This window comes from Ferrovibrio sp., assembly GCF_025869515.1.
Lineage (GTDB): Bacteria > Pseudomonadota > Alphaproteobacteria > Ferrovibrionales > Ferrovibrionaceae > Ferrovibrio.
Window position 1 is genome coordinate 74,237 of record NZ_JAOZVR010000077.1, and the last position, 15,270, is coordinate 89,506.

A 15,270-nucleotide genomic window follows, 5' to 3' on the forward strand; every position below is an offset into this window, starting at 1 on the left:
GTTACCGGAAAATAATGCCGCATTTCCAAATGGTAATCTTTCCACACCAAGTTTTCGGTGAATTAGATGGCGGTATCAAAATACCAGCGCCCGGGATCCGGGCATGCCTGTTGAGGATACCCGCCATGAAAAACCTCCGTCTCGGCACCCGCCTGTGGTCGATCCTTGCCATCGCCGTCATCGGGCTGGGCCTGATCGGCGTTCAGAGCCTGTACGGGCTGCATGGCACGCTGACCGAGGACCGCATGGCGAAAACCCGCAACCTCGCCGAAGTGGCGCAGGGCATCGTGGTCCGCTACCACGCGCGCGCGCAGGCCGGCGAACTGGGCGAGGCCGATGCCAAGCGGCTGGCACTCGCCGATCTGGAAACGCTGCGCTACGACAACATCGAATATTTCTGGGTCAATGACATGGCCCCGGTCGTGCTGATGCACCCCTTCTCCAAGGGTCTGGTCGGCAAGAATGTCGGCGAGATCAAGGACCCGACCGGCAAGCCGCTGTTCGCCGAGATGGTCGCTGTGGTGAAACAGAACGGCGCCGGCTTCGTCGGCTATTCCTGGCCCAAACCCGGCTCGGAAAAACCGGTGCCGAAGATTTCCTATGTGAAGGGTTTCGCGCCCTGGGGCTGGATTATCGGCACCGGCATCTATGTCGACGACATCGAAACCATCTTCCTGCGCGAGCTGACCATCAACGGCAGCATCATCGCGGTGGTCGCCCTGCTGCTCGGCGGTCTGGGCGGTATCGTGATCCGCGGCATCAGCAAGCCGCTGGCCGCGCTGACCATGACTCTCGGCCGGCTGGCCAAACGCGACTGGCAAGCGGACGTGGCCGGCCAGGATCGCGGCGACGAGATCGGCGACATCGCCCGCGCCGTCAGCGTGCTGAAGGAAAACGGTATCGAAGGCGATCGCCTGCAGGCGCAGATCGAAACCGAGCGCCGCCATAACGAAGAGGCCCGCATCGCGCAGGAGGCCGCGCTCGACCGTTCGATCGGCCAGGTGGTCAGCGCCGCATCGGGCGGCGACCTCAACCGCCGCATCGAGATCGCCGAGCTGTCCGGCGTCACCGCCAAGATCGGCGAGCAGATCAACAGCCTGCTCGACATGCTGAACAGCACCATCTCCAGCATCCAGACCGCGGTCTCCGGGCTGGCGCGCGGCGATCTGCGCAGCCGCATGCAGGGCCGCTACGACGGCGTCTTCGCCACCCTGCAGGGCGATCTGAATGCCATGGCCGATACCCTGACCGATGTGATGCGCAAGATCGTCGCCGCCGTGGAAATGCAGAGCAACGCATCCGCGGAAATCTCGACCGGCAGCCAGGATCTGGCCGGCCGTACCGAACAGCAGGCCGCGGCCCTGGAACAGACCGCCGCTTCGATGCACGAGGTAACGGCGACGGTGAAGCTGAATGCCGACAACGCCCAGGCCGCCAACCAGCTGGCCGGCGTGGCGCGCGACACTGCCACATCGGGTGGTGGCATCGTGCAGCAGGCGGTGACGGCGATGGCCGAGATCGAGCAGAGCGCGCGGCGGATTTCCGACATCATCGGCCTGATCGACGAGATCGCCTTCCAGACCAACCTGCTGGCACTGAACGCCTCGGTCGAGGCGGCAAGGGCCGGCGAAGCGGGCAAGGGCTTTGCGGTGGTGGCGCAGGAGGTGCGCGCGCTGGCACAGCGCTCGGCCAATGCCAGCAAGGACATCAAGTCGCTGATCACCGAGTCCAACGCGCAGGTGCGCAGCGGTTCGGCCCTGGTGAACCAGGCCGGCCAGTCGCTGACCGAAATCGTCGGTGCGGTGAAGAAGGTGTCTGACATCGTCGCCGAGATCGCGGCGGCCAGCCGCGAGCAGGCCACCGGGCTGGAAGAGGTCAATATCGCCGTCGGCAACATGGACGAGATGACCCAGCGCAACGGTGCCCTGGTCGAACAGACCTCCGCCTCGGCGCAGTCCCTGTCCGGCCAGGCGCAGGAACTGGCCCGCCTGGTGGCGTTCTTCCAGACCGCCTAGGCGGTCTGAAACCTGGCTGACACAGGGCGGAAAACCGGCGCTTTCTTATTATTGAACGATCATTCCGGAATTGCTATGCTGCCGGCATGGCGAGACCGAAAGCCTTCGATACCGATGCCGCGCTGCTGCGCGCCATGGAGCTGTTCTGGGAACAGGGCTATGCCGCCACCTCGATGGAGCAGCTGGTCACCGCCATGGGGATCAGCCGCCAGAGCCTCTACGACACCTTCGGCGACAAGCACCGGCTGTTCATGGCCGCGATGGACAGCTACTGCGCCATGCTGGAAGCGGCGATGCTGGCGCCGCTCAAGGCGCCCGAGGCGGGACTGCAGGCTTTGCATGAGACCGGCCTCGGCATCATCGACTTCCTGCTGCAGTTTCCCAAACGCCGCGCCTGCCTGATGGCCAACACCACGCTGGAACTGGCACCGCATGATGACGCGGTGGCCGCCAGGGTGCGCACCCATATGGCCAATATGGAAACCGCGTTCCGCCATGCCCTGAACAATGCCCGGGCACGCGGCGAGATCGCCGCCACGACCGGTGTGGATGCGCTGGCGCGCTATCTGGTCGGCATGGCGCATGGCCTTATGGTGATGGCAAAAAGCGGCGCCGACCGCGCGACATTGACCGGGATCATGGTCACCGCCGTGGCCGTGCTGCAGCCTGCCCCCGAATTCCGCCCCGCCGCCTGACATTCAACAGAGAAGGAAACTCCCATGACCACAGACCTGATGATGCTGATTGCCAGCGCGGTGCTCACCGTTCTGCTCGCCCTGCCCTATACGACCGGCTTCATGCTGTCGCGCGGCCTCTATGTGGTGGCCGGCAACCGCGAGGACTTCCCGGCCGGCACCGGCTGGATCGGCCGCGCCCATCGCGCGCATCTCAACATGGTGGAAAACATCGTGCCCTTCGCGGCCCTGGTGCTGGCCGCCGCCGCCGCCGGCAAGGCCGATGCCTGGACCGCGCTGGGCAGCCAGGTGTTCTTCTACAGCCGCGTGCTGCATGCCGTGGTCTATATCGCCGGCGTGCCGTGGGTGCGCACGCTCGCCTATCTCGGCGGCGTGGCTGGCATGGCGCTGGTGCTGTACGGCATCGTCGCCTGACGCTGCGGACCCAGGGTGGGGCTAATCCAGCTTCACCCTGCAGGTCTTGCCCACCGTGATGGTGGCGTCCCTGGCCGGCACCGAATGGCGGCAGCGCAGACGGCGGTTGGTGCTGTCGTAGATTTCCACGGTGATGCCTTCGGGCTTGCGCGGCACGTAGCAGTCGCGCTGGCCCGGCATCAGGTCGGGCTTCACATAGATCGGCATCGGCGGCCCGCCGGCCTGGATGGTGATCGGCGTCGAGCCTTCGTTGCTGACGCAGAAGGCCGCAGCCGAACCGGCATAGCAGACGGCAGCGCAGGCGAATACGAGTGCGGCGGTTTTCAGCATGGCGCCGAGCTTACGCCGGAGTCCTGAAAGCGGGGTTAAGAGATGAGCATCCTGGACCTGATCGGCAACACCCGGCTGATCCCGCTGCGACATATGACATCGCAGAAAAGCGCCAGAATCCTGGTGAAGCTCGAAGTCGAGAACCCGACCGGCAGCATGAAGGACCGCATGGCGCTGGCCATGGTGGAAGCGGCCGAGCGCGACGGCCGGCTGCAGCCGGGCGGCAGCGTGGTGGAATATACCGGCGGCAGCACCGGGGTGTCGCTCGCCTTCGTCTGTGCCGCGAAACGGATTCCGTTGCACATTGTCACTTCGGAAGCTTTCTCGAAAGAAAAACGCGACCACATGGCGGCGCTGGGCGCGCAGCTCACGCTGGTGCCGAGCCCGACCGGCGGCACGACCAGAGCCCTGACGCTGGAGATGATCGAAACCGCGCGACGCATCGCCGCAAGCAAGCCCGGCAGTTACTGGACCGACCAGCTCAACAATACCGATGTGCTGCCGGGCTATGCACGCATGGCCGATGAAATCTGGCAGCAGAGCGCGGGCAGCCTAGACGCCTTCGTGCACAGTGTCGGTACCGCCGGCTCCTTCCGCGGCATCACCAGCCGGCTGCGCGCGCTGAATCCGGACCTGCAGGCCGTGGCCATCGAGCCGGCGGAATCCGCCGTGCTGTCCGGCGGCCCGAGCGGCAGCCACAAGATCGAAGGCACCGGGCCGGGCTTCGTGCCGCCGCTGTGGAAGCCGGAACTCGCCAGCAAGATCGCGCCAGTGTCGAGCGCCGATGCGATGGCGATGGCACGCGAACTGGCGAAGGAAGAGGGTATTTTCGCCGGCACCTCCACGGGCGCGAATCTGCTGGTGGCGCGGCGGGTCGCCGAACAGCTCGGGCCGGGCAAAACAGTGGTGACCATCGCCTGCGACAGCGGCATGAAATACCTCAGCACGGCGCTGTATGGGCAGATTTGAATTTGATCGTCACCCTCGGGCTTGACCCGAGGGTCTCTCTCAGTCGGCATGAGATGCCCGGGTCAAGCCCGGGCATGACGAAGCTGAATGCAAAAACGCCGCCGGCATTGCTGCCGACGGCGTTTCCGCTTCCCTGGACCCGGCCAATTGGGGCAGGCCGAAACCAGAAGACGGTTCCTTACGCGCTCTTGGCCGCTTCCGCCGCAGCCTTGTCGCTGAGCGGATGATCCAGCCGGGCGATCATCTCCTTCGGGCAGACCTGCCAGAACTTGCTCTTCACCTGGTCCCAGTCTGCGAACAGGTTGTTGGCGTAGATCGACTGCGTCTCGCGGATATGCTCCTCGATCAGGCCGCGCAGCACGCCGTCCCAGTAGCTCGACGCCAGCCGCTGGTAAACCACGCTTTCGTCGTTGATGGCGATCGGCAGCTGGTCTTCGGCATCGTAGACGAAGGCCATGCCGCCGGTCATGCCGGCGGCGAAGTTATCGCCCACCTTGCCGAGGATGGCGATGCGTCCGCCGGTCATGTATTCGCAGCCGTTCGAGCCGCAGCCCTCAATCACCGCCGTGGCGCCCGAGTTGCGCACGGCAAAGCGCTCGCCGGCCTGGCCGGCGGCGAACAGCTTGCCGCCGGTGGCGCCATACAGCACCGTGTTGCCGATGATGGTGTTCTCGTTCGTCACCGGCATCAGCGGCGAGGCCGGCGAGGGCCGCACCACGATCATGCCACCCGACAGGCCCTTGCCGACATAGTCGTTGGCATCGCCGAAGACTTCGAGCTTCAGCCCCTGCACGGCGAAGGCGCCGAGCGACTGGCCGGCCGACCCGGTAAGCCGCACGGTGATATGGCCGGGCTTGAGCCCCTTCATGCCGAACTTGCGCACCAGATGCGAACTGAGCCGCGTGCCGATGGCGCGATGGGTGTTCCGGATATTGTAGGCGAGCTGCATCTTCTCGCCATGGCTGAAGACAGGTGCGGCATCGCCGAGCATCTGCGCATCCAGCGTATCGGGCACCTCGTTACGGCCTTCCAGCGTGCAGTAGCGCGCATGGTCGCCGGTATCGGCCTGGGCGAGGATCGGGTTGAGATCGAGGTCGTCGAGATGCGCGCCGCCGCGGCTGACCTGGGTCAGCAGGTCGGTGCGGCCGATGATCTCGTCGATCGATTTCACGCCCAGCGAGGCGAGAATCTCACGCACCTCTTCGGCGATGAAGCTGAACAGGTTGATCACCTTCTCCGGCGTGCCGGTGAATTTCTGCCGCAGCGCCTCGTTCTGCGTGCAGACGCCGACCGGGCAGGTATTCGAATGGCACTGCCGCACCATGATGCAGCCCATCGCCACCAGGGCCGCCGTGCCGACGCCGTATTCCTCGGCACCCAGCATGGCGGCGATGACGATGTCGCGGCCCGACTTCAGGCCGCCATCGGTGCGCAGCTTGACGCGATGCCGCAGCTTGTTCAGCGTCAGCACCTGGTTGACTTCCGACAGGCCCATTTCCCAGGGCGTGCCGGCATACTTCACCGACGTCTGCGGCGAGGCACCGGTGCCGCCGACATGGCCGGACACCAGGATGACATCGGCCTTCGCTTTTGCCACACCGGCGGCAATCGTGCCGATGCCGGCTTCGGAGACCAGCTTGACGCAGACCTGGGCATCGGGATTGATCTGCTTCAGGTCGTAGATCAGCTGCGCCAGATCCTCGATCGAATAGATGTCGTGATGCGGCGGCGGCGAGATCAGCATCACGCCGGGCGTCGCCAGGCGGCGCTTGGCGATCAGCTCGGTGACCTTGAAGCCGGGCAGCTGGCCGCCTTCGCCAGGCTTGGCGCCCTGGGCGACCTTGATTTCCAGCTCGCGGCAGTTGTTGAGATATTCCGCCGTCACGCCGAATCGGCCGCTGGCCACCTGCTTGATCGCCGAATTGGCATTGTCGCCATTGGGACGCGGCTTGAAGTTTTCCGGTGCCTCGCCGCCTTCGCCGGAATCCGACTTGGCGCCGATGCGGTTCATCGCAATGGTCAGGGTCTCATGCGCCTCGGGGCCGAGCGCGCCGAGCGACATGCCGGGCGTGATGAAACGCTTGCGGATTTCGGTGACGGATTCGACCTGTTCGATCGGCAGCGCGGCGGCGGCCGGCTTGATCTCCAGCAGGTCGCGCACCGAAATCGGCGGCAGGTCGCGCAGGCCGGCGGTGTATTTCTTGAACAGGGCGTAGTTTTCCGTGCCCACCGCCGTCTGCATCATGTGGATCAGGTTGGCTTCCCAGGCATGCGCCTCGCCGCCGCGCCGGTAGCGGTAGATGCCGCCGACCGGCAGGGCCGTCACATCGGCGCGGAAGGCCTTTTCATGGAGAGCAAGAACCTTCTTCTGAATACCGATCAGGCCGATGCCGGAGATGCGCGACGGCATGCCGGGGAACAGGTCGGCCACCAGCGAACGGCTGAGGCCGAGCGCCTCGAAATTGTAGCCGCCGCGATAGGAGCTGATCACCGAGATGCCCATCTTGGACATGATCTTGAGCAGGCCGCCATCGACGGCATCCTTGAAGCGGTTGATCGCCTCCTCGGCGCTCAGCTTGCCGAGCAGGCCGCGATTGACGCGGTCAACCAGGCAGGCTTCGGCCAGATAGGCATTCACCGTGGTGGCGCCGACGCCGATCAGCACGGCGAAGTAATGCACGTCCAGGCATTCGCCCGAGCGCACGGTGAGCGAGGTGAAGGTGCGCAGGCCCTGGCGCACCAGATGGCTGTGCACCGCGCCGGTGGCCAGGATCATCGGAATGGCGGCGCGGGCGGCATTCATGCCCTCATCCGTCAGCACGATATGGGCGGCGCCGCCGCGCACTGCATTCTCGGCCTCGCCGCGGATGCGCTTCAGCGCGTCGCGCAACCCGCCCTCGCCGGCATCGATGGCAAAGCTGCAGTCGATCTTCGCCGTGCTCTTCTCGGCGTATTTCAGCACCTTGGCATAATCGGCATTGGACAGGCAGGGACTTTCCAGCAGCAGGATGGCGACCTGCTTGGCGTCCTCGTCCAGCACGTTGGTCAGGTTGCCCATGCGGGTGCGCAAGGACATCACCCGCTTTTCGCGCAAGCTGTCGATCGGCGGGTTGGTGACCTGGCTGAACTGCTGGCGGAAGAAATGATGCAGGCCGCGATACTGTTCCGACAGCACGGCGATCGGCGTGTCGTCGCCCATCGAACCGATGGCCTCCTTGGCGTCTTCCGCCATCGGATGCAGGATCAGCTCCATGTCTTCCAGCGTCAGGCCGAAAGCCAGCTGGCTGCGGCGCAGTTCGTCCTTGGAGAAGGTCTTGGACGTGGCGGCCGCATCCCTGATCTTGTCGATCGTCAGGATGTTCTTGACCCACTCACCGTAGGGATGCTCGGAGGCGAGCTTGTCCTTGATCTCGCGGTCGAGATAGAAGCGACCCTTCTTGAGGTCGATGGCGATCATCTCGCCGGGGCCGACGCGGCCCTTCTTGATCACCTTCTGCTCCGGCACCGGCACCATGCCGGTTTCCGAGCCGACAATGAGAAGATTGTCGGTGGTCACCGTGTAGCGGATCGGGCGCAGGCCGTTGCGGTCGAGGCCAGCCACCGCCCAGCGGCCGTCGGTGGCGCAGATCGCCGCCGGACCGTCCCACGGCTCCATGATCGAGTTGCAATAAGCATAGAGGTCGCGATGCGACTGCGGCATCAGCGGCTTGTTCGAGGTCGGTTCCGGAATCAGGATGGTCTTCACCATCGGCGCGTTGCGGCCGGCGCGCACCAGCACCTCGAAGACGCTGTCGAGCGCCGCCGAATCCGACGAACCGGACTGCACGATCGGCTTGATGTCGTCGGAAAAATCGCCGAAGGCCTCCGAGGCCATCTTGATCTCGTGGCTCTTCATCCAGTTGACGTTGCCGCGCAACGTGTTGATCTCGCCGTTATGGGCGAGCATGCGGAAGGGCTGCGCCAGGCGCCAGGTCGGAAACGTATTGGTGGAATAGCGCTGGTGATAGATGGCGAAGGTCGAGACGAAACGCTCGTCCTGCAGATCGGGATAGAAATAGTCGATCTGTTCGGCCAGGAACATGCCCTTGTAGATCAGCGAGCGGCAGCTCAGCGAGCAGATATAGAAGTCGCTGATATGGGCGGCCAGCACCTGGGTCTCGATGCGGCGGCGGATCAGGAACAGGTCGCGCTCGAACGCGCTGTCGTCCTTGCCATGCCGGTTCTCGATCAGAACCTGCTCGATCTCGGGACGGGTGGCATTGGCCTTCTCGCCGATGATGGTGGCGTCGACCGGCACCTGGCGCCAGCCATAGATGCCGTAGCCGAAATCGAGGATCGCGGTCTCGACGATGGTACGGCAGGTTTCCTGCGCCGACAGGTCGGTCTTGGGCAGGAAAACCATGCCCAGACCCAGCTTGCCCTCGCCCGGCTCGAAGCCCGAGCGGCGCACATGCTCGCGGAAGAAATCCTGCGGAATCTGGACGTGAATGCCGGCGCCGTCGCCGGTCTTGCCATCGGCATCCACCGCGCCGCGATGCCACAAGGCCTTCAGTGCCGTGATGCCGGCAGCCACCACGCTGCGATGCGGCTGGCCATCGAGCGATGCGATGAGCCCGACGCCGCAGGCGTCATGCTCGTCCTCAGCCCGATACATGCCGGTCTCCGACAGGCGCCGGGTCTCGTCCTGCCACTGCTCGACGTAGGTCGCTTCGATGTCGTTCATGGTGGACTCCTCCTTACTCGGCCGCGGCCGCGGCGGGCTGCGCCTTGGCCTGGATATACTGATGCATCGCATCGGCGCAGTCGCGACCATCGCGGATCGCCCAGACGACGAGACTGGCGCCGCGCACGATATCGCCGGCGGCGAACACGCCCGGGATGTTGGTCATCTTGCTGCGGGCGGAAATCTTCACCGTGCCCCAGCGCGTGACTTCCAGATGCGGCGCCTTGAAGTCCTGCGGCAGGTCTTCCGGATCGAAGCCGAGCGCCTTGATCACGATATCGGCCGGCTGGTCGAAATCAGCATTTTCGATTTCCACCGGCATCTGGCGGCCCGAGCCATCGGCCGCGCCGAGCTTCATGCGGCTGGCATGCACGGCGGTGACCTTGCCCTCGCCGCGGAAACTCTTGGGCAGCGACAGCCAGACGAATTCGACGCCCTCTTCCTCGGCATTCTTCACTTCGCGCATCGAGCCCGGCATGTTGGCCTTGTCGCGGCGATACAGGCAGTGTACGGCGGTGGCGCCCTGGCGGATCGCGGTGCGCACGCAGTCCATCGCGGTGTCGCCGCCGCCGATGACGACGATCTTCTTGCCGGCGGCATTCAGCATGCCGTTCTCATACTCCGGCACCGTGTCGCCGAGGCCATGCTTGTTGCTGGCGGTGAGATAGGTCATCGCCGGCACGATATTGTCGAGCCCCGAGCCCGGCGCCTGGAGTTCGCGCGCCTTGTAGACGCCGGTGGCGATCAGCACGGCATCGTGTTTCTTGCGCAGATCGTCCAGCGAGGCATCGCGGCCGACCTCGAAATTCATGTGGAACTGCACGCCGGCCGCTTCGAGCAGCGCCGAGCGGCGCTCGACCACGCTCTTCTCGAGTTTAAAATTCGGGATGCCGTAGATCAGCAGGCCGCCGGGGCGGTCGTAGCGGTCGTAGACATGCACGGCATAGCCGAGCCGGCGCAGCTTGTCGGCAGCGGCCAGACCGGCCGGGCCGGCGCCGACGATGCCGATGCTCTGCGGCCGTTCGCCATGCACGGGCTTCGGCGCCTGCACCCAGCCCGACTCCCAGGCCTTCTCGGTGATGTATTTCTCGATCGAGCCGATGGTGACGGTGCCGTGGCCCGACTGCTCGATCACGCAGTTGCCTTCGCACAGCCGGTCCTGCGGGCAGATGCGGCCGCAGATCTCGGGGAAGGTGTTGGTCGCCTGGCTCAGCTCATAGGCTTCTTCCAGCCGGCCCTCGGCAGTCATGCGCAGCCAGTCGGGGATATTGTTGTGCAGCGGGCAATGCACCTGACAAAACGGCACGCCGCATTGCGAGCAGCGCGAAGCCTGCTCGTCGGCCTTGGTGGCGGCGAATTCGCGGTAGATCTCGTCGAAGTCCTTCGCCCGCTCGGCGGCGCCGCGCTTTTCCGGCATCGCCTGGGCAGTCTGCACGAACTTCAGCATCTTCTCGGCCATGGCACGCTCCGCATGACCTGCCGGCTGGTCGAAGAAGAAAGCTGGGGCGGCAGGTCGGTCTTGGGGACACAGACACCCCCGGGCGACAGGGTCCCGGCACCTTCAGGATGCAAAGAACCGTCGAACTGGGGCGGAGCGCAACTTTTATTGCCCAATGGCGCCACAATCAAGCATAAAATCTCCGATAGGTCACATTTGTTGACCTTTTCGATTCTTGCGCAGGGGGTTTGTGGGTCTGCGAACGGGTTTCAGCTGCCACACACCCAAATATTGGGTCCGAATTGAGACTAATACAAAGATAAGCTTTTGATTCGAAAGGTGACGACCCCAGCTTAGCCGTAAGTCTTTTTTTTAGATCGTATACTGCTTAGATTCACCTTGCTGAATTGCAGCGCTAGTACATGTGGGTAACGAGGCGACCGGGGGCGGCCGCTCGTTTGGCTGATCAGGTGGGGCGTCGAATGCAGGCATATCGGGTTTTTGTCGCGGGTCTCGTGGGCAGCCTTGCGTGGCTTGGCGGCGGTGCCGCTCTGGCACAGCAAGCCGACTGGTCCGGCTTCGAGCTGGGCGGCAGCATCGGCGCGACCGGGGGCTATTCCCATGTCCAGAGCGTGGCCACGAACAAGGCGAGCGGCAACTATTTCTCCGGCACCGACTTTGCCCAGTTTCAGCGGGCGACCGACGACGACATCCTGCAGTGGCGGCCTTCGGGCGGTCTGGAGTTCGGCTATACCCAACAGTATGGCCATATCCTGCTCGGCGTCGCGGCCAGTGCCAACACGCTTTTCCTTGATCAGAGCAGCCAGACCAGCGAAGTCTTTCAGTCGGCCCCGACGGTACGTTTCTCCGTCGACCAGCGCGTCAAGGCCGACTGGCAGGCGACCCTGGGTCCGAAGCTGGGCTGGGCGCAGGACAAGTGGCAGGTCTTCGCCACCGGCGGCCTGGCGGTGACGCGCGCCACCCTGGACGCGACGTACCGCGACAACGCCAACTTCAGCGGCTTTAACGGAACAGGCCACAGCTCGAACACCGAAACCATGCTCGGATGGGCCCTGGGTGTTGGTGGCGGTTATGCGCTCGACTCCAACTGGGCGCTCACCCTCAAATACCTGTATGCGGATTACGGCAGCCTGAGCACGTCGTATACGATCACGAATCCCGGTCAAGCCGGCAACACCACCCCGGTGACCAGCACAGGCGATCTGAAGACCAACACCGTTCTGCTCGGTGTCACCTACCGGTTCAAGGGACTCTGAGCCGGGCCGGATACTCAGCGCGCCCGGCCGGAGTCCGCGTCGCGGATCTGATTTGACCTTAGCCCGAAGAGCGGCCGCAGCCAGCCGACCCGACGCACCGCCTCGTAACCCGCCCAGCAGCCGGCCACGGTGGCGCCCGCCAGCAGCGCCGCTTCGCTGCCGGCCGAGAGGCCGAGGCCGCTGATCCGGTGGCCCAGCACCACGATGATGGTCTGGTGCAGGATATAGAAGGGAAAGATCGCCTCGGTGAGATAGCGGCGCCAGCGACCGCTCACGGGGCTGTCGAAATTCATCCAGCGCCGCGCGAAACCCAGCAGCATGAGGATCCAGGCCCACTGGTCGAGCGACCAGATGAAAGCGCGCATCCATCCACCGGTATTGGTGACCACCGCCCAGATCATTACGGCATAAACCGCCAACGCCAGAGTGAGCGCGATCCAGCGCAGGCGCTCGATGCTCTGCCAGATGCCGTCATGCTTGGCGATGCCATAGCCGAACAGGAACAGCGACAGATACAGCGCATGCAGATACCAGTCGTCGATCAGCGCATGGGTCTCGCCGAAGACCGGCCGCAGCACCAGGCGCAGCACGCCGATCAGCAGCGGCGGCACCAGCAGCAGCGCTATCGGCTGGCGCAAGGCGGCGGCAACACCGCGCAGGGGCAGCGCATGCAGCCCAGGAAAATCAAAGACCGGCCGCAGAGCGATCACGATCATGGTGTAGACCCAGAGATAGGCGACGAACCACAGGTGATTCCAGGTCGGCACGATCAGCGGTTTGCCATCCACGCGCCAGCCGCCATGGAAGCCGATGTATTTCGCATAGAAGGCGAACACGCCTTCGCTGTAGCCGAGCTTCTCGACGATCTCGGCATAGGTCTGCGGCGGCACGATCACCAGCATGCCGAACAGCAACGGCAACAGCAGGCGCAAGCTGCGCATCCGGGCCATGCGGCCACGCGCCATCCGGTCGGCCATGAAGCGGGTGGCGCAGCCGGCGATCAGGAACAGCAGCGCCAGCCGCCAGGGGCTGGTCAGCAGCATCAGTGGCTGGAGATCCGGGCCGGCATGGCTGCTTTTGACATGCCAGGGCCAGGCGACGAAAAACATGCCGATGTGATAGAAAATCAGCAGCCCGAAGGCGATGATGCGCAACCAGTCGAGATCGTAACGCCGCTCACTCATGTCCGACATGAAACCCTCTCTCCAGCCAGGCGATGCGCCGTCTTTGCCAGCCCCTGATGCCGGCTCAAAGCCGGAAGGGACGGGCGGCGGGTTGTCTGTGACGGATGGCGGGATGAGCGGCCATGCCGCGGAATACATCGGTTTTTCCCGTCGGCTCTGGCTCGGCTATGCGGGCTCGCTGATTCTGGCGGCGGCGATGGGCGCCTCCTCCTTCTGGATCGAGGACACCCGCAACGGCATCGCCGCCCCGGCCTGGTGTTATGCCGTGACGGAAGGCACCAGCGTCTTCATGCTGTTCGTCCTCACGCCGCTGCTGCTGGCCCTGACCGCCCGGCTCGACCCCAAGCGTCTCGGCTGGCCGCGTGCCGTACTGGGCCATCTCGGCGGCTTCGCGCTGGGCAGCGCCGCGCATATCGGCGGCATGGTGGCGCTGCGCTTCGCACTCTTCCCGCTGTTCGGCCAGTCCTACGGTTTCGGCAAGCCCGGCACACTGGGCCTGCAGCTGGTCTACGAACTGCGCAAGGATGCCGTCATCTATACCGGCATGGTGGCGCTGATCTGGCTGGTGGCGATGGCGCGCCGCCGCGCCCAGGTCATCGTGCAGCAGGTGGTGGTGCAGCGCGCGGCGCAGTCCGGCCCGCGCCGGCTGGAAATCCGCGACGGCGCGCGCCGCATCTTCGTCGATCCGGCCGAGATTGTGTGGGCCGAAGCAGCCGGCAACTATGTCGAACTGCACCTGGCCAACGGCAGCCATCTGCAGCGCCAGACCCTGTCGACGCTGGAACGCGAACTGGCCGATCAGGATTTCGTGCGCATCCACCGCTCGCGCATCGTCAACCGCCGCCATGTACGCAGCGTGGCCGGCAACGACAGCGGCGATTTCACAGTCACATTGGACGATGGCCGCCAGATAGGCGGCGGGCGCCGCTGGCGCGAAGCGCTGAAGCTGGGTTGAATGGCCTCAGCTGAAACGCGGCTCGAATTTGCCGCCGCCGCGGCGATAGCGATAGAGATAGGTCTCGATCAGGCCTTCCACCGGGGTCGGCTGCTCGATGCCGAGATCCTTCAGACCTTTCGCGCCTTCCGACACCACATTGTCGGCCTTCAGCAGTTCGATCTGGTCGCGGGTGATCGGCGGCGCGAATAACGGCTGCAGTTCGAGCGCAAAGGCCAGCGGCTTGAGCAGCGCGCCCGGCACCGGCAGCAGCAGGCGCTTCTTGTGGATCGCGGCCAGCGTCAGCTGCATGATCTCTTTCATGCTGTAGACCTTCGGCCCGCCGAGCTCGTAGATCTGGCCCGCGGCGGCATCGTCCATCAGCGCGGCCACGATCGCGGTGGCGACATCGCCGACATAGACCGGCTGCAGTTTCGTCTCGCCGCCATCGACCAGCGGCAGGGCCGGCGTCATCGCCGCCATCGCGGCGAAGCGGTTGAAGAAATCGTCTTCCGGACCGAACACCACGCTGGGGCGGATGATGGCGGCCTGCGGCATCTGGCGCCGCACGCCGGCCTCACCGGCCGCCTTGCTCTTCGCATAATCCGAGCCGCTGTCGGCATCGGCGCCGATGGCGGAAACATGCACCATCTTCTTCACGCCGGCTTCCCTGGCGCAGAGCGCGATCACCTCGGCGCCGCGCGCCTGCACAGCGGGAAATTTCTGCGCGCCGCGCTCATACAGGATGCCGACGCAGTTGATCACCGCATCCGCGCCCTGCACCGCCTGCTGCACCGACATCGGCATGCGGATATTGGCCTGCACGATATCGATCTGGCCGACCGCGCCCATCGGCTTGAGGAACAGGCCCTCGTCGGGGCGGCGGATGGCGACGCGCACCCGGGCGCCCTGCTGGGCCAGCTTCTGCACGACATAGCGGCCGATGAAGCCGGAGCCGCCGAAAACGGTGACGAGCTGGTTGCGCAGCGACATGACCCGAATCCCCTGCCGAAAATGCCAATGGCGAATGCCCGGACTATAGCCAATTCGCCTCACCATCCAATAGCTTGGCCGGCATGGGCGCCGGATTCCCCACCATCGTCATGGGGCTGCTGATCGCAGCCGTCTATTTCCTGCCCAGCCTGCTGGCCTGGCGGCGCCAGCATCGCTGGCGGCAGAAGATCATGCTGGCCAACCTGCTGGTCGGTTGGACCGTGATCGGCTGGGCCGTCTGCCTCGGCCTGGCACTCAGCCGGCGGACGCGCGATCCCGAATAGCTGACAAACTGTTG

General features: G+C 64.9%; 12 protein-coding genes. 7 read left to right on the forward strand and 5 right to left on the reverse strand.

Annotation, left to right across the window (positions count from 1 at the left end):
• Nucleotides 1–125: 125 nt before the first annotated feature.
• The 3 genes from OJJ21_RS12155 to OJJ21_RS12165 all read left to right on the forward strand — a co-directional run bounded on the left by OJJ21_RS12155 (nt 126) and on the right by OJJ21_RS12165 (nt 3,124).
• Nucleotides 126–2,015 (forward strand): methyl-accepting chemotaxis protein, encoded by a 1,890-nt coding sequence (locus tag OJJ21_RS12155; protein ID WP_297686568.1) that lies wholly within the window; start codon nt 126–128, stop codon nt 2,013–2,015.
• Nucleotides 2,016–2,101: 86 nt separating this feature from the next.
• Nucleotides 2,102–2,710 carry a TetR/AcrR family transcriptional regulator gene (locus OJJ21_RS12160; RefSeq protein ID WP_297686570.1) on the forward strand — a complete coding sequence of 203 codons (609 nt, stop codon included), beginning with the start codon at nt 2,102–2,104 and terminating at the stop codon, nt 2,708–2,710.
• A 24-nt stretch (nt 2,711–2,734) separates the two neighbouring features.
• Entirely contained in the window at nt 2,735–3,124 is a 390-nt protein-coding gene (locus tag OJJ21_RS12165) for an MAPEG family protein (protein WP_297686572.1), read from the forward strand.
• Between the two features lie 21 nt (nt 3,125–3,145).
• Here the strand turns inward: OJJ21_RS12165 and OJJ21_RS12170 are convergent, their stop codons facing one another.
• Nucleotides 3,146–3,454 carry a hypothetical protein gene (locus tag OJJ21_RS12170; RefSeq protein WP_297686574.1) on the reverse strand — a complete coding sequence of 103 codons (309 nt, stop codon included), beginning with the start codon at nt 3,452–3,454 and terminating at the stop codon, nt 3,146–3,148.
• A gap of 42 nt (nt 3,455–3,496) precedes the next feature.
• Between OJJ21_RS12170 and OJJ21_RS12175 the strand changes: the two genes are divergently transcribed.
• Nucleotides 3,497–4,423: a cysteine synthase family protein gene (locus OJJ21_RS12175; RefSeq protein WP_297686576.1), complete on the forward strand. Its 927-nt coding sequence runs from the start codon at nt 3,497–3,499 to the stop codon at nt 4,421–4,423.
• Nucleotides 4,424–4,601: 178 nt separating this feature from the next.
• Here OJJ21_RS12175 and gltB read toward each other — a convergent pair whose 3' ends face one another.
• A complete protein-coding gene (gene gltB / locus OJJ21_RS12180) occupies nt 4,602–9,077 on the reverse strand; it encodes a glutamate synthase large subunit (RefSeq protein ID WP_297686724.1) in 4,476 nt (1,491 codons plus the stop codon).
• 82 nt (nt 9,078–9,159) lie between these two features.
• Complete coding sequence (locus OJJ21_RS12185) at nt 9,160–10,605, reverse strand: NAD(P)-dependent oxidoreductase (RefSeq protein ID WP_297686578.1); 1,446 nt, start codon at nt 10,603–10,605, stop codon at nt 9,160–9,162.
• A gap of 461 nt (nt 10,606–11,066) precedes the next feature.
• Here OJJ21_RS12185 and OJJ21_RS12190 point away from each other — a divergent pair, with 461 nt between their 5' ends.
• Nucleotides 11,067–11,861 (forward strand): outer membrane beta-barrel protein, encoded by a 795-nt coding sequence (locus tag OJJ21_RS12190; RefSeq protein ID WP_297686580.1) that lies wholly within the window; start codon nt 11,067–11,069, stop codon nt 11,859–11,861.
• Nucleotides 11,862–11,875: 14 nt separating this feature from the next.
• Here the strand turns inward: OJJ21_RS12190 and OJJ21_RS12195 are convergent, their stop codons facing one another.
• Nucleotides 11,876–13,054, reverse strand: a complete 1,179-nt coding sequence (locus tag OJJ21_RS12195) for an acyltransferase family protein (protein WP_297686582.1) — start codon at nt 13,052–13,054, stop codon at nt 11,876–11,878.
• A 103-nt stretch (nt 13,055–13,157) separates the two neighbouring features.
• Between OJJ21_RS12195 and OJJ21_RS12200 the strand changes: the two genes are divergently transcribed.
• Nucleotides 13,158–14,000 (forward strand): LytTR family DNA-binding domain-containing protein, encoded by an 843-nt coding sequence (locus tag OJJ21_RS12200; RefSeq protein WP_297686584.1) that lies wholly within the window; start codon nt 13,158–13,160, stop codon nt 13,998–14,000.
• A gap of 6 nt (nt 14,001–14,006) precedes the next feature.
• Here OJJ21_RS12200 and OJJ21_RS12205 read toward each other — a convergent pair whose 3' ends face one another.
• Nucleotides 14,007–14,972, reverse strand: a complete 966-nt coding sequence (locus OJJ21_RS12205; protein WP_297686586.1) for a complex I NDUFA9 subunit family protein — start codon at nt 14,970–14,972, stop codon at nt 14,007–14,009.
• An 83-nt stretch (nt 14,973–15,055) separates the two neighbouring features.
• On the opposite strand from OJJ21_RS12205, the gene OJJ21_RS12210 reads away from it, so the two are divergent.
• Nucleotides 15,056–15,256, forward strand: a complete 201-nt coding sequence (locus tag OJJ21_RS12210) for a superinfection immunity protein (protein WP_297686588.1) — start codon at nt 15,056–15,058, stop codon at nt 15,254–15,256.
• The last annotated feature ends 14 nt before the right edge of the window (nt 15,257–15,270 follow it).